This is a genomic window from Frateuria terrea (assembly GCF_900115705.1).
GTDB lineage: Bacteria > Pseudomonadota > Gammaproteobacteria > Xanthomonadales > Rhodanobacteraceae > Frateuria_A > Frateuria_A terrea.
In genome coordinates this window covers 15959-37993 of record NZ_FOXL01000005.1, presented here as the reverse complement: position 1 = coordinate 37993, position 22035 = coordinate 15959, and the positions used below count along the sequence as shown (strand labels likewise).

At 68.1% G+C, this 22035-nt stretch carries 25 protein-coding genes; 23 read left to right on the top strand and 2 right to left on the bottom strand.

All coding sequences use genetic code 11. The features are described from left to right. Nucleotides 1-46: 46 nt before the first annotated feature. Both BMZ38_RS09245 and BMZ38_RS09240 read right to left on the bottom strand, forming a co-directional pair. The gene (locus BMZ38_RS09245; protein ID WP_091336647.1) at nt 47-625 is read right to left on the bottom strand and encodes a Maf family protein; all 579 of its coding nucleotides are present in this window, start codon (nt 623-625) and stop codon (nt 47-49) included. Continuing rightward, on the bottom strand, nt 622-1080 hold the full coding sequence (locus BMZ38_RS09240) for a hypothetical protein (protein WP_342707664.1): 459 nt from the start codon (nt 1078-1080) through the stop codon (nt 622-624). Before BMZ38_RS09240 ends, BMZ38_RS09245 begins: the two co-directional genes overlap by 4 nt. A gap of 110 nt (nt 1081-1190) precedes the next feature. On the opposite strand from BMZ38_RS09240, the gene BMZ38_RS09235 reads away from it, so the two are divergent. The 23 genes from BMZ38_RS09235 (at nt 1191) to nuoI (ending at nt 22034) form a co-directional block, all read left to right on the top strand. Continuing rightward, a complete protein-coding gene (locus BMZ38_RS09235; protein ID WP_091336644.1) occupies nt 1191-1709 on the top strand; it encodes a YceD family protein in 519 nt (172 codons plus the stop codon). A 16-nt stretch (nt 1710-1725) separates the two neighbouring features. Next, the gene (rpmF, locus tag BMZ38_RS09230) at nt 1726-1917 is read left to right on the top strand and encodes a 50S ribosomal protein L32 (RefSeq protein WP_091336642.1); all 192 of its coding nucleotides are present in this window, start codon (nt 1726-1728) and stop codon (nt 1915-1917) included. 150 nt (nt 1918-2067) lie between these two features. Continuing rightward, complete coding sequence (locus BMZ38_RS09225; RefSeq protein ID WP_091336640.1) at nt 2068-3042, top strand: beta-ketoacyl-ACP synthase III; 975 nt, start codon at nt 2068-2070, stop codon at nt 3040-3042. Nucleotides 3043-3165: 123 nt separating this feature from the next. Continuing rightward, nucleotides 3166-4104: an ACP S-malonyltransferase gene (gene fabD, locus BMZ38_RS09220; RefSeq protein ID WP_091336638.1), complete on the top strand. Its 939-nt coding sequence runs from the start codon at nt 3166-3168 to the stop codon at nt 4102-4104. A 59-nt stretch (nt 4105-4163) separates the two neighbouring features. Then, on the top strand, nt 4164-4907 hold the full coding sequence (fabG, locus tag BMZ38_RS09215; protein ID WP_091336637.1) for a 3-oxoacyl-ACP reductase FabG: 744 nt from the start codon (nt 4164-4166) through the stop codon (nt 4905-4907). A 192-nt stretch (nt 4908-5099) separates the two neighbouring features. After that, nucleotides 5100-5339 (top strand): acyl carrier protein, encoded by a 240-nt coding sequence (gene acpP / locus BMZ38_RS09210; RefSeq protein WP_091336635.1) that lies wholly within the window; start codon nt 5100-5102, stop codon nt 5337-5339. 198 nt (nt 5340-5537) lie between these two features. Further along, a complete protein-coding gene (gene fabF, locus BMZ38_RS09205; RefSeq protein ID WP_091337446.1) occupies nt 5538-6776 on the top strand; it encodes a beta-ketoacyl-ACP synthase II in 1239 nt (412 codons plus the stop codon). A gap of 8 nt (nt 6777-6784) precedes the next feature. Next, complete coding sequence (locus tag BMZ38_RS09200) at nt 6785-8131, top strand: aminodeoxychorismate synthase component I (RefSeq protein ID WP_091336633.1); 1347 nt, start codon at nt 6785-6787, stop codon at nt 8129-8131. Next, complete coding sequence (gene pabC / locus BMZ38_RS09195) at nt 8128-8937, top strand: aminodeoxychorismate lyase (RefSeq protein WP_091336631.1); 810 nt, start codon at nt 8128-8130, stop codon at nt 8935-8937. The genes BMZ38_RS09200 and pabC overlap by 4 nt, the downstream gene beginning before the upstream one ends. Before the next feature lie 11 nt (nt 8938-8948). Beyond that, the gene (gene mltG, locus BMZ38_RS09190) at nt 8949-9989 is read left to right on the top strand and encodes an endolytic transglycosylase MltG (protein ID WP_091336629.1); all 1041 of its coding nucleotides are present in this window, start codon (nt 8949-8951) and stop codon (nt 9987-9989) included. Beyond that, a complete protein-coding gene (tmk, locus tag BMZ38_RS09185; RefSeq protein WP_091336627.1) occupies nt 9982-10626 on the top strand; it encodes a dTMP kinase in 645 nt (214 codons plus the stop codon). Before mltG ends, tmk begins: the two co-directional genes overlap by 8 nt. Further along, on the top strand, nt 10623-11558 hold the full coding sequence (holB, locus tag BMZ38_RS09180) for a DNA polymerase III subunit delta' (protein WP_091336626.1): 936 nt from the start codon (nt 10623-10625) through the stop codon (nt 11556-11558). The genes tmk and holB overlap by 4 nt, the downstream gene beginning before the upstream one ends. A gap of 133 nt (nt 11559-11691) precedes the next feature. After that, nucleotides 11692-12621, top strand: coding sequence for a PIG-L deacetylase family protein (locus tag BMZ38_RS09175; RefSeq protein WP_245747328.1), 930 nt, complete (start codon nt 11692-11694; stop codon nt 12619-12621). Nucleotides 12622-12715: 94 nt separating this feature from the next. Further along, entirely contained in the window at nt 12716-13069 is a 354-nt protein-coding gene (locus BMZ38_RS09170) for a PilZ domain-containing protein (protein ID WP_091336624.1), read from the top strand. Nucleotides 13070-13343: 274 nt separating this feature from the next. Continuing rightward, a complete protein-coding gene (locus tag BMZ38_RS09165) occupies nt 13344-13700 on the top strand; it encodes an NADH-quinone oxidoreductase subunit A (protein ID WP_091336622.1) in 357 nt (118 codons plus the stop codon). Further along, complete coding sequence (locus BMZ38_RS09160; protein WP_091336620.1) at nt 13691-14248, top strand: NuoB/complex I 20 kDa subunit family protein; 558 nt, start codon at nt 13691-13693, stop codon at nt 14246-14248. The genes BMZ38_RS09165 and BMZ38_RS09160 overlap by 10 nt, the downstream gene beginning before the upstream one ends. Before the next feature lie 13 nt (nt 14249-14261). After that, entirely contained in the window at nt 14262-14993 is a 732-nt protein-coding gene (locus BMZ38_RS09155) for an NADH-quinone oxidoreductase subunit C (protein WP_091336618.1), read from the top strand. Between the two features lie 14 nt (nt 14994-15007). Continuing rightward, on the top strand, nt 15008-16261 hold the full coding sequence (locus BMZ38_RS09150; protein ID WP_091336616.1) for an NADH-quinone oxidoreductase subunit D: 1254 nt from the start codon (nt 15008-15010) through the stop codon (nt 16259-16261). A 21-nt stretch (nt 16262-16282) separates the two neighbouring features. Next, a complete protein-coding gene (gene nuoE, locus BMZ38_RS09145) occupies nt 16283-16810 on the top strand; it encodes an NADH-quinone oxidoreductase subunit NuoE (RefSeq protein WP_091336614.1) in 528 nt (175 codons plus the stop codon). An 8-nt stretch (nt 16811-16818) separates the two neighbouring features. Further along, nucleotides 16819-18144, top strand: a complete 1326-nt coding sequence (nuoF, locus tag BMZ38_RS09140) for an NADH-quinone oxidoreductase subunit NuoF (protein WP_091336612.1) — start codon at nt 16819-16821, stop codon at nt 18142-18144. Next, the gene (nuoG, locus tag BMZ38_RS09135; RefSeq protein WP_091336610.1) at nt 18144-20477 is read left to right on the top strand and encodes an NADH-quinone oxidoreductase subunit NuoG; all 2334 of its coding nucleotides are present in this window, start codon (nt 18144-18146) and stop codon (nt 20475-20477) included. The genes nuoF and nuoG overlap by 1 nt, the downstream gene beginning before the upstream one ends. Before the next feature lie 3 nt (nt 20478-20480). Beyond that, nucleotides 20481-21533: an NADH-quinone oxidoreductase subunit NuoH gene (nuoH, locus tag BMZ38_RS09130; RefSeq protein WP_091336608.1), complete on the top strand. Its 1053-nt coding sequence runs from the start codon at nt 20481-20483 to the stop codon at nt 21531-21533. Between the two features lie 9 nt (nt 21534-21542). Next, nucleotides 21543-22034: an NADH-quinone oxidoreductase subunit NuoI gene (nuoI, locus tag BMZ38_RS09125; RefSeq protein WP_091336606.1), complete on the top strand. Its 492-nt coding sequence runs from the start codon at nt 21543-21545 to the stop codon at nt 22032-22034. Nucleotide 22035: the final 1 nt, after the last annotated feature.

Below are 22035 nucleotides of genomic sequence, written 5' to 3'. Positions count from 1 at the left end.
CCTGCAACCAGCCGCGCGGCAGCCGGCTTCTCTCGTGGTGCGGCCGTCAGGGGATGGCCAGGCCCGCTTCGCGCAACAGCCGGGCCAGCGCGATCAGCGGCAGGCCGACCAGCGCGGTCGGGTCGCTGCTGTCGATCCGCTCGAACAGCGCGATGCCCAGGCCTTCGCACTTGAAGCTGCCGGCGCAGTCCAGCGGCATCTCGCGAACCACGTAGCGGGCGATCTCGGCCTCCGTAAGAGGCCTAAACCGCACGCCCGTGGTATCCAGGTGCGTGCGTCGCTGCCCATCACGGGTATCGATCAGGCACAGCCCGGTGTGGAAGCGGACCTCACGGCCGGCGCATGCGGCCAACTGGGCCTGCGCGCCTTCGATGCTGCCGGGCTTGCCGAGCGCGCGCCCATCCAGTTCGGCGATCTGGTCGGAGCCGATCACCCACGCGCCGGCGAGCCCGCGTGCCGCGCCCTCGGCCTTGGCGATCGCCAGCCGCAAGGCGCCGCCGGCCGGGGCCTCACCGGGCGCCAGGGTTTCATCGGTACCCGGGGCGCGCTGCTCGAAGTCGGCCACCAGCCGGCGCAGCAGTTCCGCGCGATAGCGGGAAGTGGAGCCCAGGACCAGTTGCGTCATACGTCCGATTCGCGGCGGATGTGTTCGCGCATGGCATCGTCCAGCTCGTGGTGCGCCCGCTCCAGCGCCCGCACCAGTGGACGCAGCCGTGCGCGGGTCTGGCTCATGCCGGCGGCGGCCTCGTCCAGGCCCTGCTGGCTGGCATCGGGAGCGCAGTCGCGGATCCACAGGCGCTGTTGCAGCAGCGAGCGCAGCCCCGCGTCGATCGCCTGCTTGGCCTCTTGCTCGCCGGCGGCCGGCTGGTCAGGATTGAACGACATCACCGCATGGGCCTGCTTCAACCCGTTGCGGCAGGTCTTCAGGTCCGCCTCCAGCTGGTCGGCCAGCTCCAGCAGCCTGCGCATGCTGTCCGTGCGGCGGTCCAGCCGGCGGCGCCGACCCAGCAATACGAACGCGCCCGCCGCTACCAGCAGCAGGAGCATCGCGGCAAGGCCGAAAGCGAGGGAAGCGGGCACAAGCGAAGCCGGTGACGGTCGGAAGGGCAGTCTGCCGCAGTCCCGGCGGCAGGCAAAGTCCGTGGACGCGGTTGACTTCAGACCCTTACGCAACCTAAGATTTCGCGATTATGTCCGTGACACTGCCAGAGTCCGTGGACGCTTGGCGCATGGTCTCGGCGCGGCGTTCGTTTGCCGGGACGCTTCCCGTGGCCGCCATGTCCCGCCTGTGCGGGATGCTGGCCGGCAACGAAGGGGCGGCGCAGTACGCGCTGGATTTCGGTCGCGACGAGTTCGGAGCGGCCTATCTCCAGGTGCACGTCGAGGCGCCGCTGACGCTGACCTGTCAGCGTACGCTGGAACCGTTCGTGTTGCCGCTGACGGTGGACAGCCGGCTCGGCCTGATCCGCAGCGAGCGCGAGGAGGCGGCACTGCCGCCCGGTTGCGAACCGCTGCTGGTCGAGGACGACGGCAAGCTGAACCCGGCCGACGTGATCGAGGACGAATTGCTGTTGGCGTTGCCGCTGGTGCCGGTCAATCCGGACAGCAGCCTGCCAGACGAAGTGACTGGCCCCGGCCCGGACGAATCCGTGGCGGAGCCGAACGACAACCCGTTCGCGGTTCTGCGCGAACTCAAGAAAACCGATTGAAGCCGGAGATACACCCATGGCCGTTGCCAAGAGCCGCAAGACCCCGTCCACCCGCGGCATGCGTCGTTCGCACGACAAGCTCAAGACCGTGCAGCTGGCGACCGACCCGACCAGCGGCGAGGTGCACCTGCGCCACCACGTCACCAAGGACGGCTACTACCGCGGCAAGAAGGTGATCGACACCGCCGCAGCCGTCGACGCCGAGTAAGCGGCTTCCAGCGGACGCCACAGGGCGGCGCGGCGACGCGCCGCTTTGCGTTTCGGCGCCCGCGAACGTAACGTTGCGGTTTCGGCGTGGACGGGAGCCTGGCGACAAAGCCGAGGCCAGGCCATCGCCCCGCATGCAGATGGAATGTCCATGGCTTCGACCTACGCCCGCATCACCGGCACCGGCAGCGCGCTGCCCGAGCGCGTGCTCAGCAACTTCGACCTGGAAAAATTCGTCGAGACCAGCGACGAATGGATCCACAGCCGCACCGGCATCCGCCAACGTCACGTGGCCGCCGAGGGCGAGACCACCGGCGACCTGGCCTTCCTCGCCGCCGAGCGTGCGCTGGCCGCGGCCGGCGTCAAGGCGTCCGAGCTCGACCTGATCGTGCTGGGCACCACCACGCCCGATTTGATCTTCCCGTCCACCGCCTGCCTGGTGCAGAACCGGCTGGGCGCCAACGGCTGCGCCGCGTTCGACGTCAACGCCGCCTGTTCGGGTTTCGTCTACGCGCTGGGCGTGGCGGACAAGTTCATCCGCAGCGGCCAGACGAAGAAGGCGCTGGTGATCGGCGCCGAGACGCTGACCCGCATGATCGACTGGAAAGAGCGCGAGACCTGCGTGCTGTTCGGCGACGGCGCCGGTGCGGTGGTGCTGGAGGCCAGCGACGAGCCGGGCATCTACGCCACCTGCATGCATGCCGACGGTGGTTACAAGGAGCTGCTGTGGAATCCGGTCGGCGTCTCCGTCGGTTTCCGCGACGAACCCAACCACGGCGTGCGCATCAAGATGGCCGGCCGCGAGGTATTCAAGGTCGCGGTCAAGACGCTCGACTCGCTGGTCGAGCAGACGCTCAACGCCGCCGGCATGGAAGCTTCGCAACTGGACTGGCTGATCCCGCACCAAGCCAATCTGCGCATCATCGAAGCCACCGCCAAGCGGCTGAACATGTCGATGGACCAGGTCATCGTGACCGTCGACAAGCACGCCAATACTTCCTCTGGCTCGGTGCCGCTGGCGCTGGACTACGCGGTGCGCTCGGGCAAGGTGCAGCGCGGGCAGAACCTGTTGCTGGAGGCCTTCGGCGGCGGCTTCACCTGGGCCTCGGCGCTGCTGCGCTACTGAGCCGGCCACACCCTCACGCGATGCCGCCCCCGGGCGGCATCGTCGTTTCCGGCGACCGATACGGCTGCGTACGCGCGCGGCTGCTGGCATCATCGCCTCTTTGCCTTTGACGGACCGACTCCGATGACCGACACCTCTGCCTCGCTCGCCTTCGTCTTTCCAGGCCAGGGCTCGCAAACGGTCGGCATGCTGGCCGAGCTGGCCGCCGCTCATGCGGAAGTACGGGCGACCTTCGAGGAAGCCTCGCAGGGTGCGGGCGTCGACTTGTGGCAGCTGAGCCAGCAGGGCCCCGAGGATCAGCTCAACCGCACCGAGAACACCCAGCCGGCGCTGCTGGCGGCGAGCGTGGCGGTCTGGCGCGTGTGGAACAGGCTTGGTGGCGCACGCCCCGCGCAGCTGTCCGGCCACAGTCTGGGCGAGTACAGCGCGCTGGTCTGCGCCGGCGCGCTGTCCCTGCACGATGCCGCCGCGCTGGTGGCCGAGCGCGGCCGCCTGATGCAGGCGGCGGTGCCGCCGGGCGTGGGTGCGATGGCGGCGATCCTGGGCGGCGACGACGCGCAGATCGCCCAGGTGTGCGAGGAGGTCGCGCAGGGCCAGGTGGTCGCGCCGGCGAACTACAACTCGCCAGGGCAGCTGGTGATCGCCGGCAACGCCGAAGCGGTCGATCGCGCGCTGGCGAAGCTGGCCGAGCTTGGTGTGAAGAAGGCGGTCAAGCTGGCCGTGTCGGTGCCCTCGCACTGCGCGCTGATGCGCGAGGCCGCCGATCGGCTTGGCGAGCGCATGGACACGATCGAGTGGTCGCTGCCGGCCATTCCCGTGGTGCAGAACGCCGAGGCGCGCAGCTATGGCAGCGTGGAGGAGATCCGCGGCGCACTGCAGCGCCAGCTTTACCTCCCGGTGCGCTGGACCGAGTGCGTGCAGGCGCTGGCCGCCAACGGTGCCACCCGCGTGCTCGAATGTGGCCCGGGCAAGGTGCTCGCGGGTCTGATCAAGCGCATCGACAAGGGTCTGGATGCGCGCGCCATCGGCGCCCCGGGCGAACTCGAAGCGGCGCTGGCTTGAACCATCACTGACGGATGGGCTACGTGCCCGTCCTTTGATTCCTGCAAAAGGGCACGACGATGAGCAAGATCCTGCAAGGAGAAATCGCGCTGGTCACCGGCGCCAGCCGCGGCATCGGTGCCGCGATCGCCGACGAGCTGGCGGCCATGGGCGCCACGGTGATCGGTACCGCCACCAGCGAGAACGGCGCGAAGGCCATCGGCGAGCGGTTGGCTGCGAACGGCGGCCACGGCCGCGTGTTGAATGTGACTGACGGCGCCGCGGTCGAGGCGCTCGTCGATGCGATCGGCAAGGAGTTCGGCGCCGTGTCGATCCTGGTCAACAACGCCGGCATCACGCGCGACCAATTGCTGATGCGCATGAAGGAGGAGGACTGGCAGGCGATCATCGACACCAACCTGACCTCGGTCTACCGTACCTCCAAAGCGGTGATGCGCGGCATGATGAAGGCACGCAAGGGCCGCATCATCTCGATCGCCTCGGTGATCGGTCTGACCGGCAATCCGGGGCAGGCCAATTACGCTGCTGCCAAGGCGGGCATCATCGCGTTCTCCAAATCGCTCGCGCGCGAGATCGGTACGCGCGGCATCACGGTGAACGTGGTCGCGCCCGGTTTCATCGATACGGACATGACACGCGCGCTGCCGGAGGAATCGAGGCAGGCGCTGCTCGGGCAGATTGCGCTGGGCCGCCTGGGCGAGGCGAGCGACATCGCCAAGGCCGTGGGCTTCCTTGCCTCGCCGGCCGCTGCGTACATCACTGGCGAAACGCTGCACGTCAACGGCGGCATGTACATGCCCTGACGTATGGCGCGGTTGTCGCCAACGAAACGTTTTTAGGCGACAATTGACCTTTCGCGCCGGGCCAAAAGCCCGAGCGTTTCATACTGCCGGCGTAGCGATGGCGGCCTGGCCGCTTAGCCACTACAATTCGCCGTCCTTTGCCGGACCCGTGCCGGCCCGACAAAAAGCACACCCCTTGGGAGGTTTGGCAACATGAGCACCATCGAAGAGCGCGTCAAGAAGATCGTCATCGAGCAGCTGGGCGTGAAGGAAGATGAAGTCACGGCGAACGCTTCGTTCGTGGACGACCTGGGCGCCGATTCGCTGGACACGGTGGAACTGGTGATGGCCCTCGAGGAAGAGTTCGAGACCGAGATCCCGGACGAAGAGGCCGAGAAGATCACCACCGTTCAGCAGGCCGTGGACTACATCAAGGCCCACACCAAGGACTGATCGGTTTCGTGGTCGGTGCCTGCGCTCTCGCGGCGCGGCTTCCGTTCACGTGGCGATACCGAAAGCTGCGCCACCTTGGCGCAGTTTTCGTTTCTGCGATTTGAAACGTCCGATACCGTATGGTTGAAGGACGCGGGCCGTTGCGCGGCAGCGTGCCGAGAGAACACGTAAGGATTGAAATCCATGAGCGAACGACCCGTGAGCAGACGGCGTGTTGTAGTGACCGGCATGGGCATCATCTCGCCGGTCGGCAACGACATCGCCACCGCGTGGGACAACATTCTCAATGGCATCAGTGGCATCGGCCAGGTGACCCATTTCGACGCCACCGCCTACGCCACGCGCATCGCCGGCCAGGTTCGCGGCTTCGATCCGGCACAGTGGATGCCGCCGAAGGACGTCAAGAAGATGGACCCGTTCATCCATTACGGCATCGCCGCCGGCACCCAGGCGCTCCGCGATTCCGGGCTGGAAGTGACAGAGGCCAACGCGCCGCGCATCGGCGTGGCGGTCGGTGCGGGCATCGGCGGCCTGAACACCATCGAAGACACGTCGATCGAGTTGCACGAGAAGGGCCCGCGCCGCGTGTCGCCGTTCTTCGTGCCCAGCTCCATCATCAACATGGTGTCCGGCCACCTGTCGATCATGTTCGGCCTGAAGGGTCCGAACATCGCCTGCGTCACTGCCTGCACCACGGCCACGCACAACATCGGCCTGGCCATGCGCATGATCCAGTACGGCGATGCCGACGTGATGCTCGCCGGCGGCGCGGAGTTCGCCACCACCGGCACCGCGATGGCGGGCTTCTGCTCGGCCAAGGCCATGTCCACCCGCAACGACGAGCCGACCAAGGCGAGCCGCCCGTGGGACAAGGACCGCGACGGCTTCGTGCTGTCCGACGGCGCCGGCGTGCTGATGCTGGAGGAGTACGAGCACGCCAGGGCGCGCGGCGCGAAAGTCTACGCCGAGCTGGTCGGTTTCGGCATGAGTGGCGATGCCTATCACATCACCGCGCCCAGCGAAGGCGGCGAAGGCGCCGCTCGCTGCATGCAGGCGGCGCTGGACGACGCCGGCGTCAAGCCCACCGAGGTGCAGTACATCAACGCGCACGGCACCTCCACGCCGTTGGGCGACCTCGGCGAGGTGATGGCGGCCAAGAAGGTGTTCGGCGAGCACGCCTACAAGCTGGCGATGAGTTCGACCAAGTCGACCACCGGCCACCTGCTGGGCGCCGCCGGCGGCGTCGAGGCGATCTTCACCATCCTGGCGCTACGGGACCAGGTGCTGCCGCCGACCATCAATCTGGATGAGCCGAGCGAAGGCTGCGACCTGGACTTCGTGCCGCACACCGCACGCAAGGCCGACCTCACCGTCGCGATCTCCAATTCGTTCGGCTTCGGTGGAACCAACGGCACGCTCGTCTTCCGCCGCCACTGAGCGGAAGCGTGGGCAGCCACCTGAGGGTCCTCGACGGCCGGCGCGACCTGCTCGCTCCGGCCGCCGCTTTTGTGGAGCGTTACCCGTGCCTGCTCGAAAGCGTGGTGCGCGGTAGCGCGCAGGCGCGCTACGACATCCTGTTTGCCTTCCCCCGCGAGAGCGTGGCGCTGCTGGCCGATGGGCGGCTGGTCGATGGGCAGGGCCGCGTGCATGGCGGCCGTTTCCTCGACGCGCTCGATGCGGCCTGGCAGGCCGAGCGCGTCGCCCGCCAGGACGACGGGTTGCCGTTCCACGGCGGCTGGGTCCTGCTGCTGGCGTACGAACTGGCGGCCGAAATCGAACCGCGCCTGCGCCTGCGGCCCGATGAGGGATTGCCCGTCGCGCTGGCCTTGCGCTGTCCGGCGGCAGTCATCGTCGACCATGCCGCTGAACGCACGTGGCTGGTAGCCGAAGAGGGGCACGCCGGCTTGCTCGACCTGATGGAAGCCGACCTGGCCGCGCAGTCCATCTTGCCTCCGCCGGCCGCCCCTGTCGCACTGGAGGAGGACCCGCCTGCGCACTTCCTCGACGGCGTCGCCCGCATCCACCAGCACCTGCAGGCGGGTGACATCTTCCAGGCCAATCTCTCGCGTGCGTGGCGTGCGCATTACGCAGATCCGCCCACGCCCGCCACGTTGTACGGCGCGTTGCGCGCGGCCAACCCGGCGCCGTTCGCGGGCCTGCTGCAAAGGCCCGGCTGGGCGATCATCAGCTCCTCGCCGGAGCGGCTGGTCGAAGTGCGCGATGGCGTGGCGCAGACGCGGCCAATCGCAGGCACGCGCCCGCGCGTGGCAGGCGACGACGATGCTGCGGGCATCCGCGAGCTCGCCGCGCACCCGAAGGAACGTGCCGAGCACGTCATGCTGATCGACCTGGAACGCAACGATCTCGGTCGGGTGTGCCTGCCCGGCACGGTGGTGGTCGACGAGCTGATGGTGGTGGAGAGCTACGCGCACGTGCACCACATCGTCTCCAACGTGCGCGGACGCCTGCGCGAGGGCGTGACGCCCGGGCAGGTGATCGCCGCGACCTTCCCCGGCGGCACCATCACCGGCTGCCCCAAGGTGCGCTGCATGGAGATCATCGCGGCGATCGAGGACGCGCCGCGGGGCGCCTATACCGGCGCGCTGGGCTACCTCGACCTGAGCGGTGAGCTCGACCTCAACATCCTGATCCGCACGCTCACCCAGATCGGCCCGGAGGTCACGCTGCGCGCCGGCGCCGGCATCGTGGCCGATTCGGTCGCCGAACGCGAACTGGACGAAACCCGTGCCAAGGCCCGCGGCCTTCTACGCGCGCTGGGAGCGTCCGGTTGATCGCGCGCGTGCTGGTCGACGGCCAGGCGGGTGACCGCGTTTCCGCCCTGGACCGCGGGCTCGGCTACGGCGATGGCCTGTTCGAGACCATCCGGTTCCTTGGTGCCGACGCGCCGCTGTGGCCGCGCCACGTGCTGCGCCTGGAGGAGGGGTGCCGCCGCTTGGGACTGCCCATGCCGGATCCCGTCATGCTCCTGGCCGAGGCGCGTGCCGCGTCACACGGGCTCGCCGGGTCGGTGGTGCGCATCACCCTTACGCGGGGTGTGGGAGCGCGAGGGTACAAGCCCCCCGGGCAGCCACAGCCCACCCGCATCGTCGCCGCCTTCGACCCGCCGCCCCACGACGCGGCGGCGCAAACGGCCGGTATCCGCGTGCGCCTGTGCGCCACGCGCCTGGGCGTGCAGCCGCTGCTGGCCGGCCTCAAGCACCTCAATCGGCTGGAGCAGGTGCTGGCGCGCGCCGAGTGGGACGACCCGGCGATCGGCGAAGGCCTGTTATGCGACGCCGACGGCTTGGTCGTCTCGGCTACTGCCGCCAACCTGTTTGCCGTATTCGGCGGCGTGCTCGCCACCCCTACGGTCGACCGCTGCGGCGTCGCCGGCGTGGCCCGGGCGGAAATCCTGGCAGTCTGGCCACACGCGCAGGCGCGCCCGATCATGCTGGAGGAACTCCAGCGGGCCGAAGAACTCTTCCTATCCTCGAGCGTGCGCGGCATCCTGCCGGTTCGCGAGCTGGACGGCGGCGCCTTTGCAACCGGTCCGGTCACGCGCGCGCTGCAGGCACATTGGCGCGAGCTGGGTTTCTGAAGGAGTCGCCGATGGCGCGCAAGAAGAGAAAGGGTAGGGCCACCGGGCGCATCCTGATGTGGGTGCTGCTGCTGGCTGTGCTGGCTGCCCTTGTGGCGGGCTGGTATGACTTCGAGCGGTTCAGCCGCACGCCGCTCGCGGTCGGTCCACAGCGGCAGACGCTGGACGTGGAGCGCGGCAGCAACCTGCGCGGCATCGTGGTGCAGCTGCGTGCGCGTGAGCTCACCCATGCGCCGTCGCTGTACTGGCGCGTGCTGGCCGAACGCATGCGGGTGGCCGATCGGCTGCACGCAGGCGAGTACGCGCTCGATCCGGGCATGACGCCAGGCCAGTTGCTCGATGCGATGGCGGCCGGCCGCGTACTGCAGCGGGACTTCACCATCGTCGACGGCTGGACTTTCCGCCAGCTGCGAAGTGCTCTTGCCAAGGTGCCTACACTGCGCCAGGCGGGCGCTCGACTGGACGATGCCGAGATCATGCGTCGCATCGGCGCGGCCGGCGAGATGCCCGAAGGCCGCTTCCTGCCGGAGACTTACGCCTACGTGAAGGGCGACAGCGACCTGGACATCCTCAAGCGTGCCCACGCGGCCATGGTGCGCACGCTGGCCGAACTGTGGCCCGGGCGCGCCAAGGATCTGCCGCTGGACTCGCCGTACGACGCGCTGATCCTGGCCTCGATCGTGGAAAAGGAAACCGGCCGGGCCGACGAGCGGCCGAAAATCGCCGGCGTATTCGTGCGCAGGCTCGAGAACCACATGTTGCTGCAGACCGATCCGGCGGTGATCTACGGCATGGGCGAAGCCTACGCGGGCAACATCCGCCGCAGCGACCTGGTCGCCGATACGCCCTACAACACCTACCTCCATGCGGGCTTGCCGCCCACCCCGATCGCCTTGCCCGGCCGACCGGCGATCGATGCGGCCCTGCATCCGGAGCCGGGCACGGCGCTGTACTTCGTGGCGCGCGGCGATGGCAGCCACGTGTTCGCCAGTTCGCTGGCCGAGCACAACCGCAACGTCGCCTGCTACCAGCTGAAGCGTTGCCATGACTGAGGCACGACGCGGACGCTTCATCTCGCTCGAGGGCGGCGAGGGTGCCGGCAAGAGCACCCTGCTCGCTGGCCTGCGCGCGCACATCGCGACGCGGGGCATCGATCTGGTGCAGACCCGCGAGCCTGGTGGCACGCCGTTAGGCGAGGCGGTGCGCGCGATCGTGCTCGACCCGCAGGCGCGCGGCATGGCGGCCGAAACCGAACTGCTGCTGATGTTCGCCTCGCGTGCCCAGCTCGTGCGCGAGATGATTGCGCCCGCATTGGCGGCCGGGCAGTGGGTGCTGTGCGACCGCTACGTCGACGCCAGCTACGCCTACCAGGGTGGTGGCCGCGGCCAGCCGCTGGAGCGCATCGCCGAGCTCGAACGATGGGCCTGTGCCGGGCTGGTGCCGGACCTGACCCTGCTGCTGGACCTGCCGGTGGCCACCGGCCGCGCGCGCGCTGCCGGGCGCGGCGAAGCCGATCGGATCGAAACCGAAGCCGATGCCTTCTTCGAGCGCGTGCGCGCCAGCTATCGTGCACGCGCCGTGGCGGAGCCGGCCCGCTTCCGCCTGATCGATGCCGGCCAACCGCCCGAGGCCGTGCTGCTTGCGGCCATCGCGGCACTCGCGCCGCTGTTCGCGGGGAATGCGGCATGAGCACGCCACCCTGGCATGAGGCGCACTGGCAGCGGCTGCAATCACGCCAGGCGCGCGGGGCGTTGCCGCATGCGCTGCTGTTGTGCGGGCCGGCGGGCCTGGGCAAGCGTGATTTCCTGCAGCGTTTCGTGCGTGGCCTGTTTTGCGGACATCCACGTGGCGGCGAAGCCTGCGGCCGATGTCGTGCCTGCCTGTTGCTGGACGCCGGCACGCATCCGGACTTCATGACCGTCAGCTACGGCCTGCGCAAGGACGGTGTGCCACGCAAGGAAATCGTCGTCGACCAGATCCGCGAGCTGTCTGCGCGGCTGGCGATGGCCAGCCAGTTCGGCGGCTGGCAGGTGGTGGTGATCGATCCGGCCGATGCAATGAACGCGGCTGCTGCCAACGCCCTGCTCAAGACGCTGGAGGAGCCCTCGCCGCAGACCTTGCTGCTGCTGGTCGCCGACGCGCCCTGGCGGCTTCCGCAGACCATCCGCAGCCGCTGCCAGCGCATCGAATTCCAGCTGCCTTCGCACCCGGAGGCCATGGCCTGGCTGGTTGCGCATAACGTGGCCGATCCTGCCGCCGCGCTTGAGGCTGCGGGCGGCAATCCGGGGCTCGCCAGGGCGTGGGCGGAGCAGGGCGCGCTGGCGCGGCGACAGGCCGTACGCAAGGACCTGGCTGCGTTGGCCGCCGGCCGTGCGGAGCCGATGGAGGTGGCCCGCCGCTGGCTGGACAGCGAGCCGGAGCAATGCCTGTGGTTCGCCGCGCAGGCTTGCGTCGACGAAGCGCGCGCGCGCGCGGCCGGTGGTGCCACGCCGCTCGGCAGCCAGCTCGATGACGAGAGACTGGCCGACTGGTTCGCTGCAGCCAATCGCACGCGCGATGCCCTGCGCGGTCCGCTGCGCGGCGACCTGCTGCTGCTAGAGTTGCTCGCCGACTGGCACTGACCACAGCCATGCGGGCAGGTCGGGCCTTGGTGCTACACGTTGTGCGAACGCGGGCTGCTGCAAGCTGCGCGCCACGATCGCCGCGGCTGCATCCGCGACGATCCCCATACCCCGGCGCGGGAGGCGCCACGACATGCCGTTGAGCCCGGAGCTGTACAGCCCCGACGCGCGGACCCGCCTGCTGGTGGTGGCGCCGCACCCCGACGACGAAACCATTGGCACCGGCGAACTGCTGCAGCTCGTACGAGCCGCCGGTGGCCAGGTGCACGTGCTGCTGCTCACCGACGGCGACGACAACCCGTGGCCCCAGCGCTGGATCGAACGCCGGTTGCGCATCGGCGACGCCGAGCGCGCCCGCTGGGGACGACGACGGCGTGGCGAGGTCGGCGATGCATTGCGTCGGCTCGATGTGCCGTTCGACGCCCTGCACGCGATGGGCTGGCCGGACATGGGGCTGACGGCGCTGGTGCGCGAGGATGCCTCGATGGCACGCGCCCGCCTGGTCGAGCAACTGGTCGACTTCCGTCCCAACGTGGTTGCGCTGCCGGCGCTGTCGGACCGGCATCCGGACCATGGCAGTGCGCACGTGCTGACACGCCTGGCGCTCGCCGACTGGGACGCCGAGCCGCCGCTGCTGCTCGGTTATCTGGTGCATGGCCGCGAGGAAACCCAGCCAGGCGTCGCCCTGCCGGCCGCTGCCGACCGCCATGCGGCCAAGCTCGCCGCGCTGACGGCGCACCACAGCCAGATGGCGCTGAGCGCGGGACGCATGCGCCGGTTGACCGACCGCCCTGAGCGCTATGACCGCGTCGCCCGACCGCCCGCCGACCGCGAGGCCGGTGCGCTGCCCTGGCATCCCATGGCCTGGCGCTCGCAGTTGCGGCTGACCATCGCCAGTCCCGACGGCGTACGCCACTGGGCATGGACCGACGCGCCGCTGCAGCGGGACGGGCAGGGGCGCTGGCGCCTGGCCGAGGTGCCCACGGCGCCGTGCTTCGCGCGACTGGACATGGACGTGTCTTCACCGTGGATCTTCGATCGCTGGGGGTGGTGCGAGTTGTAGGTGGCCTGGCCCGGGGCCGCTTTGCGCCCGCCCATCCCGCTCGCTACGATGCGCGTGCCGGATCTGCTGCCGGCTGCAGTTCCGGAGCGCATGCATGACCCCCACCGCCGCCCGCCAGGGCATCATCTCGCTGAAGATCAAGGACGCGGCGACGCTGTACAACGCGTACATGCCGTTCATGAAACACGGTGGCCTGTTCGCGCCGACCGCGCAACGCTACGCGCTGGGCGACGAGGTGGTACTGCTGATCACGCTGATGGATGAGACCGAGCGCCTCTCGGTGGTGGGCAAGGTGGCCTGGATCAGTCCGCTCGGCGCGCAGGGCAACCGCACTGCCGGCATCGGGGTGCACTTCAACGAATCGAGCGATGCCGAGGTGGCACGCCAGCGCATCGAGAACATCCTCGCCGGCGTGCTCTCTTCCGAGCGTCCCACCCATACCATGTAAGGCCGTGCCGCCGCAGGCGTTCGCCCGCGGCCTGCGGGAACGGTCGCCACTAACCAATAACTGTCGCGTCCGCAATACTTGGCGTAGTCCCCGCGCGCGCTGATACAATGCCGCGGTTACACGAACGGATTTCGTGGGAATCGGGCGCTCGCGACCCCACGCGTGCGATCGTGGCTGGACAGCCCCTGCCGTGCGCGGCCTGCCGAATCGAACCAGCCGGACCGCCACCCATGGCGGTCACTGATGCGCTCATGGCGCGGAGGTACGTTGCATCGTGCTTGCTCAATACTGGCCCATCCTGCTGTTCATCGGCGTTGCCGCCGGCCTGGGCGTGGTGCTGCTGATCATCGGCATGCTCGCCGGCCCGCGTCGTCCCGCGGCGATCAAGCTCGCTCCCTACGAGTGCGGCTTCGAGGCGTTCGAAGACGCCCGCATGCGCTTCGACGTCCGCTACTACCTGCTGGCGATCCTGTTCATCATCTTCGACCTGGAAATCGCCTTCCTGTTCCCATGGGCGGTGGTGTTCCAGCACATCGGCCTCGTGGCGCTGATCGAAATGGCGCTGTTCCTGCTGCTGCTGGTGGTCGGTTTCGCCTACGTGTGGAAGAAGGGAGCACTGGAATGGGAGTGATGTCTTCCATCGACCGGGTAATGCACAACCCGGAGCCGTTGAACCTGGTCGATGACATCCTGCGTCCGGCCGAGGACAACCCGGTCATGCAGCGCGGTTTCGCCACCACCTCGGTGGACGCGCTGATGAACTGGGCGCGCACCGGCTCGATGTGGCCGATGACCTTCGGCCTGGCCTGCTGCGCAGTCGAGATGATGCATGCCGGCGCGGCGCGCCTGGACCTGGACCGCTACGGCGTGATCTTCCGCCCGAGCCCGCGCCAGTCCGACGTGATGATCGTGGCCGGTACCCTGGTCAACAAGATGGCCCCGGCGCTGCGCCGCGTGTACGACCAGATGCCCGACCCGAAGTGGGTGATCTCGATGGGCAGCTGCGCCAATGGCGGCGGCTACTACCACTACTCGTATTCGGTGGTGCGCGGCTGCGATCGCATCGTGCCGGTCGACATCTACGTGCCCGGCTGCCCGCCGACGGCCGAGGCGTTGATCCACGGCATCCTGCAGTTGCAGAAGAAGATCCGTCGCACCAGCACCATCGCCCGCGGCTGAGGGGCTGCCCACCATGACCGATATGCCAACCCATTCGCTGGCCGCCCGTCTCGCGGCGCGGTTCGGCGACACGCTGTCGCTGTCCGCCGGTCGCGGCGGCGAAACCACGGCCGAGCTTTCCGCCGGCGATCTTCTGAGCGTCGCAACGGCGTTGCGCGACGAACCGGATTTCCGCTTCGAGCAGCTGATCGACGTCTGCGGCGTCGACTACCTCGGCTACGGGCAGGACGAGTGGGCCACCGAAACGGTCACCGCGACCGGTTTCTCGCGCGGCGTGGAAGGGCAGGCGATGGGCCGTTTCAACTGGGCCGAGCGCCCACGCGATGCCGACATGCCGCGCCGTTTCGCGGCCGTCGTGCATCTGCTGTCGCTGACCCACAACCGGCGCCTGCGCCTGCGCGTGTTCTGCGACGACGACGCGCTGCCGGTGGTGCCCTCGCTGACCGGCATCTGGCCGGTTGCCAACTGGTTCGAGCGCGAGGCGTTCGACCTGTACGGCATCTTGTTCGACGGGCATCCGGACCTGCGCCGCATCCTCACCGACTATGGTTTCGTCGGCCATCCGTTCCGCAAGGACTTCCCGCTGATCGGCAACGTCGAGGTGCGCTACGACCCCGAGCAGCAGCGCGTGGTCTACCAGCCGGTGACCATCGAGCCGCGCGTGCTGGTGCCGCGCGTGATCCGCGACGACGCCGACCTCATCCAGGCCAAGGCCGAAGCCGCCGACAACTGGCGCCAGAACTGAAGGGCCGCGACGTCATGCAGGAAATCCGCAATTACACGATGAACTTCGGCCCGCAGCATCCGGCTGCGCACGGCGTGCTGCGCCTGGTGCTGGAGATGGACGGCGAGACCGTGGTACGTGCCGACCCGCACGTGGGTCTGCTCCACCGCGGCACCGAGAAGCTGGCTGAGTCCAAGCCGTTCAACCAGTCGATCGGTTACATGGATCGCCTGGACTACGTGTCGATGATGTGCAACGAGCACGCCTACGTGCGCGCGATCGAGACCCTGCTGGGCATCGAGGCGCCGGAGCGCGCGCAGTACATCCGCACGATGTTCGACGAGATCACCCGCATCCTGAACCACCTGATGTGGATCGGCTCCAATGCGCTCGACCTGGGCGCGATGGCGGTGTTCCTGTACGCGTTCCGCGAGCGCGAGGAACTGATGGACGTCTACGAGGCGGTCTCGGGCGCGCGCATGCACGCGACCTATTACCGCCCGGGCGGCGTCTACCGCGACCTGCCGGACCGCATGCCGCAGTACAAGGAATCGCCCTGGCACAAGGGCGCGGACTTGAAGCGCATCAACTCGGCGCGTGAAGGCTCGATGCTGGACTTCATCGAGGACTTCACCAGGATCTTCCCGTCCCGCGTGGACGAGTACGAAGACCTGCTCACCAACAACCGCATCTGGAAGCAGCGCACCGTCGGCATCGGCGTGATCAGCCCGGAGATGGCCAAGGCCTGGGGCATGACCGGTGCGATGATCCGCGGCTCGGGCGTGGAGTGGGACCTGCGCAAGAAGCAGCCCTACGCCAAGTACGCCGAGATGGATTTCGACATCCCGGTTGGCGTCAACGGCGACTGCTACGACCGCTACCTGGTGCGCGTGGAAGAGATGCGCCAGTCCAACCGCATCATCAAGCAGTGCGTGGACTGGCTGCGCGCCAACCCTGGCCCGGTGATGGTGACGAACTTCAAGGTGGCGCCGCCTTCGCGGGCCGAAATGAAGGAGAGCATGGAAGCGCTCATCCACCACTTCAAGCTGTTCACCGAGGGCTACGGCGTCCCCGCCGGCGAGACCTACTGCGCGGTCGAGGCGCCCAAGGGCGAGTTCGGCTGCTACCTGGTTTCCGACGGTGCCAACAAGCCCTTTCGCGTGCACCTTCGCGCGCCGGGCTTCGCCCACCTCTCGTCGATGGACGCCACCGTCAAGGGCCACATGCTGGCCGACGTGGTGGCGATGATCGGCACCTACGATCTCGTGTTCGGCGAAGTCGACCGCTAAGCCGGCACCACGGAGATTCCCATGAAGGCCACCGGAAATTACGAGCAGGTCAAGCACGTCGATCCGCTCGTCGTGCTGAGCGAGCACACCCGCCACCACATCGACGAATGGGTCGCCAAGTTCCCGGCCGACCGCAAGCGCTCAGCGCTGATCCAGGCGCTGTTCGCTGCGCAGGAGCAGAACCGGGGCTTCCTCAACGACGAGCTGATCGTGGCGGTCACCAAGTACCTCGATCTGCCCGCCGTGTGGGGTTACGAAGTGGCGAGCTTCTACTCGATGCTCGAGACCAAGCCGGTCGGCCGCAACAACGTGGCTATCTGCACCAACATTTCGTGCTGGCTCAACGGTGCCGAAGGCCTGGTGCGCCACTGCGAGAAGAAGCTGGGTGTGAAGCTCGGCGAGAGCACCCCGGACGGGCGCGTCTACCTCAAGCGTGAAGAGGAGTGCATCGCCGCCTGCGTGTACGCGCCGGCGATGACGGTCAACGGTCATTACCACGAGCGGCTCACGCCCGAGAAGCTCGACGAAATTCTCGACGGTCTGGAGTGAGACAGGGCATGGCTAGCAGCAACGGTCCGGTCGGACCCGCACCGCAAGACCACCAGGTCGTCTACACCACGCTGCACTTCGACACGCCGTGGTCGATGGACAGCTACGAAAAGGTCGACGGCTACAAGGCGTGGCGCAGGATCCTCGCCGAGAAGCCCGATCCGGCTGGCCTGATCGACGAGGTCAAGAAGTCGAGCCTGCGCGGCCGCGGCGGCGCGGGTTTCCCGACGGGCCTGAAGTGGTCGTTCATGCCCAAGGGCACGATGCAGAAGTACATCCTCTGCAACTCGGACGAGTCCGAGCCTGGCACGGCCAAGGACCGCGACATTCTGCGCTACAACCCGCACGCGGTCATCGAAGGCCTGGCGATCGCCTGCTACTGCACCGGCTCGACCGTCGCCTACAACTACCTGCGCGGCGAGTTCCACCACGAGCCGTACGAGCACTTCGAGGCCGCGCTTAAGGAAGCCTACGCGGCCGGCCTGCTGGGCAAGAACATCGGCGGCAGCGGCATCGACGTGGACATCTATACCGCGCTCGGCGCCGGCGCCTACATCTGCGGCGAAGAGACCGCGCTGATGGAATCGCTGGAGGGCAAGAAGGGGCAGCCGCGCTTCAAGCCGCCGTTCCCGGCCAACTTCGGCCTGTACGGCAAGCCGACCACGATCAACAACACCGAGACCTATGCCTCGGTGCCGGCGATCCTGCGCAACGGCGCCGACTGGTTCCTCAATCTCGGCAAGCCGAACAACGGCGGTCCGAAGATCTTTTCGGTTTCCGGCCACGTGAACAACCCGGGCAACTTCGAGATCCGTCTGGGCACCCCGTTCAAGGACCTGCTGGCGATGGCCGGCGGCGTGCGCAACGGCAACCAGCTCAAGGCGGTGATCCCGGGCGGCTCCTCGATGAAGGTACTGCCGGCGGCGACCATGCTCGAGTGCACGATGGACTACGACAGCCTGATGAAGGCCGGGTCGGGCCTGGGCTCGGGCGCCGTCATCGTGATGGACGACACCACCTGCATGGTGCGCGCCTGCCACCGCATCGCGCGCTTCTACATGGCCGAATCCTGCGGCCAGTGCACGCCCTGCCGCGAAGGCACCGGCTGGATGTACCGCGTGCTCAGCCGCATCGTGGAAGGGAAGGGAGCCGAGGACGACCTGCATCGCCTGAAGGCGGTCGCGGGCCAGATCGAGGGCCACACCATCTGCGCCTTCGGCGAAGCGGCCGCCTGGCCGGTGCAGGGCTTCCTGCACCATTTCTGGGACGAATTCGAATACTTCGTGCGCAATGGTCGATCGATGACTGAAGACAAGCTTGGAGTCGCCGCCTGATGAGCGCGCAGCCGACCACCACCGCGCCGGACCTGGTCAATATCGAGGTCGACGGCAAGCCTACGCAGATCCGCAAGGGCGCGATGATCATCGAAGCCGCCGATGCGATCGGCGTGGCGATCCCGCGTTTCTGCTACCACCGCAAGCTTCCGATCGCCGCCAACTGCCGCATGTGCCTGGTCGACGTGGAGATGGGCGGCAAGCTGATGCCCAAGCCGCAACCGGCCTGCGCCACCCCGGTGGCCGACGGCATGAAGGTGATGACGCGCTCGGACAAGGCGCTGAAGTTCCAGAAGGACGTGATGGAGTTCCTTCTGATCAACCACCCGCTGGACTGCCCGATCTGCGACCAGGGTGGCGAGTGCGAGCTGCAGGACGTGGCGCTGGGCTACGGCCGCAGCGTGTCGCGCTACACCGAGCGCAAGCGCACGATTGCCGACGAGAACATCGGCCCGCTGGTCGCCACCGAGATGACCCGCTGCATCCAGTGCACGCGCTGCGTGCGCTTCACCAGCGAGATCGCCGGCACCTACGAGCTCGGCGGCATGAACCGTGGCGAGAACCTGCAGATCGGCACCTATATTGGCAAGACGGTCGAGACGGAGCTATCCGGCAACATCATCGACGTCTGCCCGGTCGGCGCGCTGACCAACAAGCCGTTCCAGTTCAAGGCGCGCGCCTGGGAGTTGATCGCGCGTCCGTCGATCGCCTACCACGATGCGCTGGGCTCCAACCTGTGGCTGCACACGCGCCGCGGCGAGGTACTGCGCACGGTGCCGCGCGACAATGAATCGGTCAACGAATGCTGGCTGTCCGACCGCGACCGCTTCAGCTACCAGGGCCTGTACGCCGCCGACCGCCTGCATGCGCCGGAAATCAAGCGCAACGGGCAGTGGCAGCAGGCCAGCTGGGAAGAGGCGCTCTCCGTCGCTGCCGAGGCGTTGAAGTCCGTGCCGGGGAGCGAACTGGGCATCCTGGCCTCCCCTGCCGCCACCAATGAGGAAGGCAACCTGCTGGTGCGACTGGCCCGCGGGCTGGGCAGCGCGCACGTCGACCATCGCCTGCGCCAGTTGGACCTTTCCGACCGCCCGGTCGTGGCCCGTTTCGAGGTTCCCGTTGCCGAGGTCAGCCAGGTCAAGGGCGCGCTGCTGGTGGGCTCGGACCTGCGCTACGAGATGCCACTGCTCAACCATCGCCTGCACCAGGCGGTCAAGCGCGGCGCGAAGGTATACACGATCAACCCGGCGCGCTTCGGCTTCAACTACGCACTGGCCGGCGAGGCCATCGTATCGCCGGCTGCGCTGGTGGACGCGCTGCTGGCGCTGGCCAAGGCCGCGGTGGCCGATGGCGCCTCCGCGCCGGCCGCGCTGGCGGACGCCATCGACGGCGCGCAGCACGATGAGGGCGACCGCGATGCGATCGCCGTGCTGAAGGCCGGCAAGGCGGTGGTGATCCTGGGCGAGGCGGCCGCCACGCATCCGCAGGCCTCGTGGCTGCGTGCCGTGGCGCGCTTCATCGCGCAGGCCACCGGCGCCGGCTACAACGAACTGCCGGTCGGCGCGAACGCGCTGGGCCTGGGGCAGGGCGGCGTACTTCCGGGCAACGGCGGTCTCGACGCGCAGGCGATGTTGGCCCAGCCGCGCAAGGGCTACGTGCTCTACGGCGTGGAGCCGCCGCACGATTTCGCCGATGGCGCGAAGGCGCTGGCGGCGCTAGGTGCAGCGCAGGCGGTGGTGGCGTTCAGCGCCTACGCCAGCCCGGCGCTGCGAGAGGTGGCCAACGTGATCCTGCCGATCGCGCTGCTACCGGAAACCGACGGCACGCTGGTCAATGTGGACGGCCTGGCGCAAAGCGCCATCGCTGGCGCCAAGGCGCCTGGCGAGGCCCGTGCGGGCTGGAAAGTGCTGCGCGCGCTGGGCGGCCTCCTGCAACTGGCCGGCTTCGAGTTCGACGACCTGGCCGGCCTGCGCGAAGGCATCACCGAGCGCCCGCAGCCCGCTCACGGCACCACGCTGGCGCCGCGCCAGCCGTCGGCCGTCGGTACGCTCGTGCGCCTGGCGACCTGGCCGATCTATCGCACCGACGCGGTGCTGCGACGGGCCACCGCGCTCAACGCGCACCCGATCAACCGCCCGGCAGCCGTGCGCATGAACGCCAACGACGCCATGCACCAGGGCCTCACCGCCGGTGCCCAGGTGCGCGTCGCCGACACGCTGTTGGCGGTGGCGATCGACCCGTCCGTGCCCGACGGCGCCGTCTGGATCGAAGCCGCGCATGACCTGACCGCCACGCTGCCTCCGTACGGCGCGGCCATCACCCTGAGCAAGGCCTAACCCATGGGCGAACAACTCCTCAACGAGCTGGTCCTGCCGGTCGTCTACATCCTGTGCATCGCGGTGCCGCTGATCCTGGCGGTGGCCATGTTCGTGTACTGGGAGCGCAAGGTCATCGGCTGGATGCACGTGCGCATGGGGCCGAACAAGGTCGGCCCCTGGGGCCTGCTGCAGGCCTTCGCCGACGTGGTCAAGCTGCTGATCAAGGAAGTGATCCTTCCCTCCAGCGCCAACCGCTTCCTGTATTACCTCGCACCGCTGCTGGCGCTGGTGCCGGCGTTCGCCGCCTGGGCGGTGGTGCCGTTCGACGACCGCATGGTGCTGGCCAACGTCAATGCGGGCCTGCTGTACCTGCTGGCGATGACCTCGCTGGGCGTGTACGGCATCATTCTGGCCGGCTGGGCGTCCAACTCGCGCTACGCGCTGCTCGGCGCCATGCGCTCGGCCGCGCAGGTGATCTCCTACGAGCTCGCCATGGGCCTGTCGCTGGTCTGCGTGCTGGTGCTGGCCGGCTCGCTGAACCTTACCGACATCGTGCACGCCCAGGCGGGCGGCAAGGGCCTGTTCGACTGGTTCTGGCTGCCGCTGCTGCCGGTGTTCATCGTGTACTTCATCTCCGGCGTGGCCGAGACCAACCGTGCGCCGTTCGACGTGGCCGAGGGCGAGTCGGAGATCGTCGCGGGCTTCCACGTGGAGTACTCCGGCTCGGCCTTCGCGATCTTCTTCCTGGCCGAGTACGCCAACATGATCCTGGTGAGTTTCCTCGCCTCGATCTTCTTCCTGGGTGGCTGGCTGAGCCCACTCCAGGGCTGGATCCACGCCGATGCCCCGAACTGGGTCAACTGGATCTGGACCGGCAGCATCATCTGGCTGCTGATCAAGGCCTTCCTGATGTCCTTCCTGTTCCTGTGGTTCCGCGCCACGTTCCCGCGCTACCGCTACGACCAGATCATGCGGCTGGGCTGGAAGGTGTTCATTCCCATCACGATCGTGTGGGTTCTCGTGGCCGGCTGCATGAAGTACTTCGGCCTGGTTCTGGCCGGCACGGGGGCATAAGGCAAACCCATGAACCGCATTACCGAATACTTCAAGAGCCTGCTGCTCATCGAGCTGTTCAAGGGCATGGGCCTGACCCTTGGCTACATGTTCAAGCCCAAGTACACGGTGCGCTTCCCGATGGAGCACATCCCTCGCTCGAACCGCTTCCGCGGCCTGCACGCGCTGCGCCGCTACCCGAACGGCGAGGAGCGCTGCATCGCCTGCAAGCTGTGCGAGGCGGTGTGCCCCGCGCTGGCGATCACCATCGATTCGGCCCCGCGCGAGGGCGACGGCCAGCGCCGCACCACGCGCTACGACATCGACCTTTTCAAGTGCATCTTCTGCGGTTTCTGCGAAGAGAGCTGCCCGGTCGACTCGATCGTCGAGACTTCGGTGATGGAGTACCACTTCGAACAGCGTGGCCAGAACGTGGTGACCAAGGCGCAGCTGCTCGCCATCGGCGATCGCTTCGAGCCGGAAATCGCCGCGGCCCGCGCGCAGGACGCGGCGTACCGCTAAA

Bases quoted from the DNA above. Each gene is read 5' to 3' on its own strand.
- nuoH (WP_091336608.1), top strand. From the start codon at position 20,481: ATGGGCGAACAACTCCTCAACGAGCTGGTCCTGCCGGTCGTCTACATC.
- BMZ38_RS09245 (WP_091336647.1), bottom strand. From the start codon at position 625: ATGACGCAACTGGTCCTGGGCTCCACTTCCCGCTATCGCGCGGAACTG.
- nuoI (WP_091336606.1), top strand. From the start codon at position 21,543: ATGAACCGCATTACCGAATACTTCAAGAGCCTGCTGCTCATCGAGCTG.
- fabG (WP_091336637.1), top strand. From the start codon at position 4,164: ATGAGCAAGATCCTGCAAGGAGAAATCGCGCTGGTCACCGGCGCCAGC.
- BMZ38_RS09175 (WP_245747328.1), top strand. From the start codon at position 11,692: ATGCCGTTGAGCCCGGAGCTGTACAGCCCCGACGCGCGGACCCGCCTG.
- rpmF (WP_091336642.1), top strand. From the start codon at position 1,726: ATGGCCGTTGCCAAGAGCCGCAAGACCCCGTCCACCCGCGGCATGCGT.
- tmk (WP_091336627.1), top strand. From the start codon at position 9,982: ATGACTGAGGCACGACGCGGACGCTTCATCTCGCTCGAGGGCGGCGAG.
- BMZ38_RS09235 (WP_091336644.1), top strand. From the start codon at position 1,191: ATGTCCGTGACACTGCCAGAGTCCGTGGACGCTTGGCGCATGGTCTCG.
- nuoF (WP_091336612.1), top strand. From the start codon at position 16,819: ATGGCTAGCAGCAACGGTCCGGTCGGACCCGCACCGCAAGACCACCAG.
- acpP (WP_091336635.1), top strand. From the start codon at position 5,100: ATGAGCACCATCGAAGAGCGCGTCAAGAAGATCGTCATCGAGCAGCTG.
- BMZ38_RS09155 (WP_091336618.1), top strand. From the start codon at position 14,262: ATGACCGATATGCCAACCCATTCGCTGGCCGCCCGTCTCGCGGCGCGG.
- BMZ38_RS09160 (WP_091336620.1), top strand. From the start codon at position 13,691: ATGGGAGTGATGTCTTCCATCGACCGGGTAATGCACAACCCGGAGCCG.
- BMZ38_RS09225 (WP_091336640.1), top strand. From the start codon at position 2,068: ATGGCTTCGACCTACGCCCGCATCACCGGCACCGGCAGCGCGCTGCCC.
- fabD (WP_091336638.1), top strand. From the start codon at position 3,166: ATGACCGACACCTCTGCCTCGCTCGCCTTCGTCTTTCCAGGCCAGGGC.
- mltG (WP_091336629.1), top strand. From the start codon at position 8,949: ATGGCGCGCAAGAAGAGAAAGGGTAGGGCCACCGGGCGCATCCTGATG.
- holB (WP_091336626.1), top strand. From the start codon at position 10,623: ATGAGCACGCCACCCTGGCATGAGGCGCACTGGCAGCGGCTGCAATCA.
- BMZ38_RS09170 (WP_091336624.1), top strand. From the start codon at position 12,716: ATGACCCCCACCGCCGCCCGCCAGGGCATCATCTCGCTGAAGATCAAG.
- BMZ38_RS09150 (WP_091336616.1), top strand. From the start codon at position 15,008: ATGCAGGAAATCCGCAATTACACGATGAACTTCGGCCCGCAGCATCCG.
- nuoG (WP_091336610.1), top strand. From the start codon at position 18,144: ATGAGCGCGCAGCCGACCACCACCGCGCCGGACCTGGTCAATATCGAG.
- nuoE (WP_091336614.1), top strand. From the start codon at position 16,283: ATGAAGGCCACCGGAAATTACGAGCAGGTCAAGCACGTCGATCCGCTC.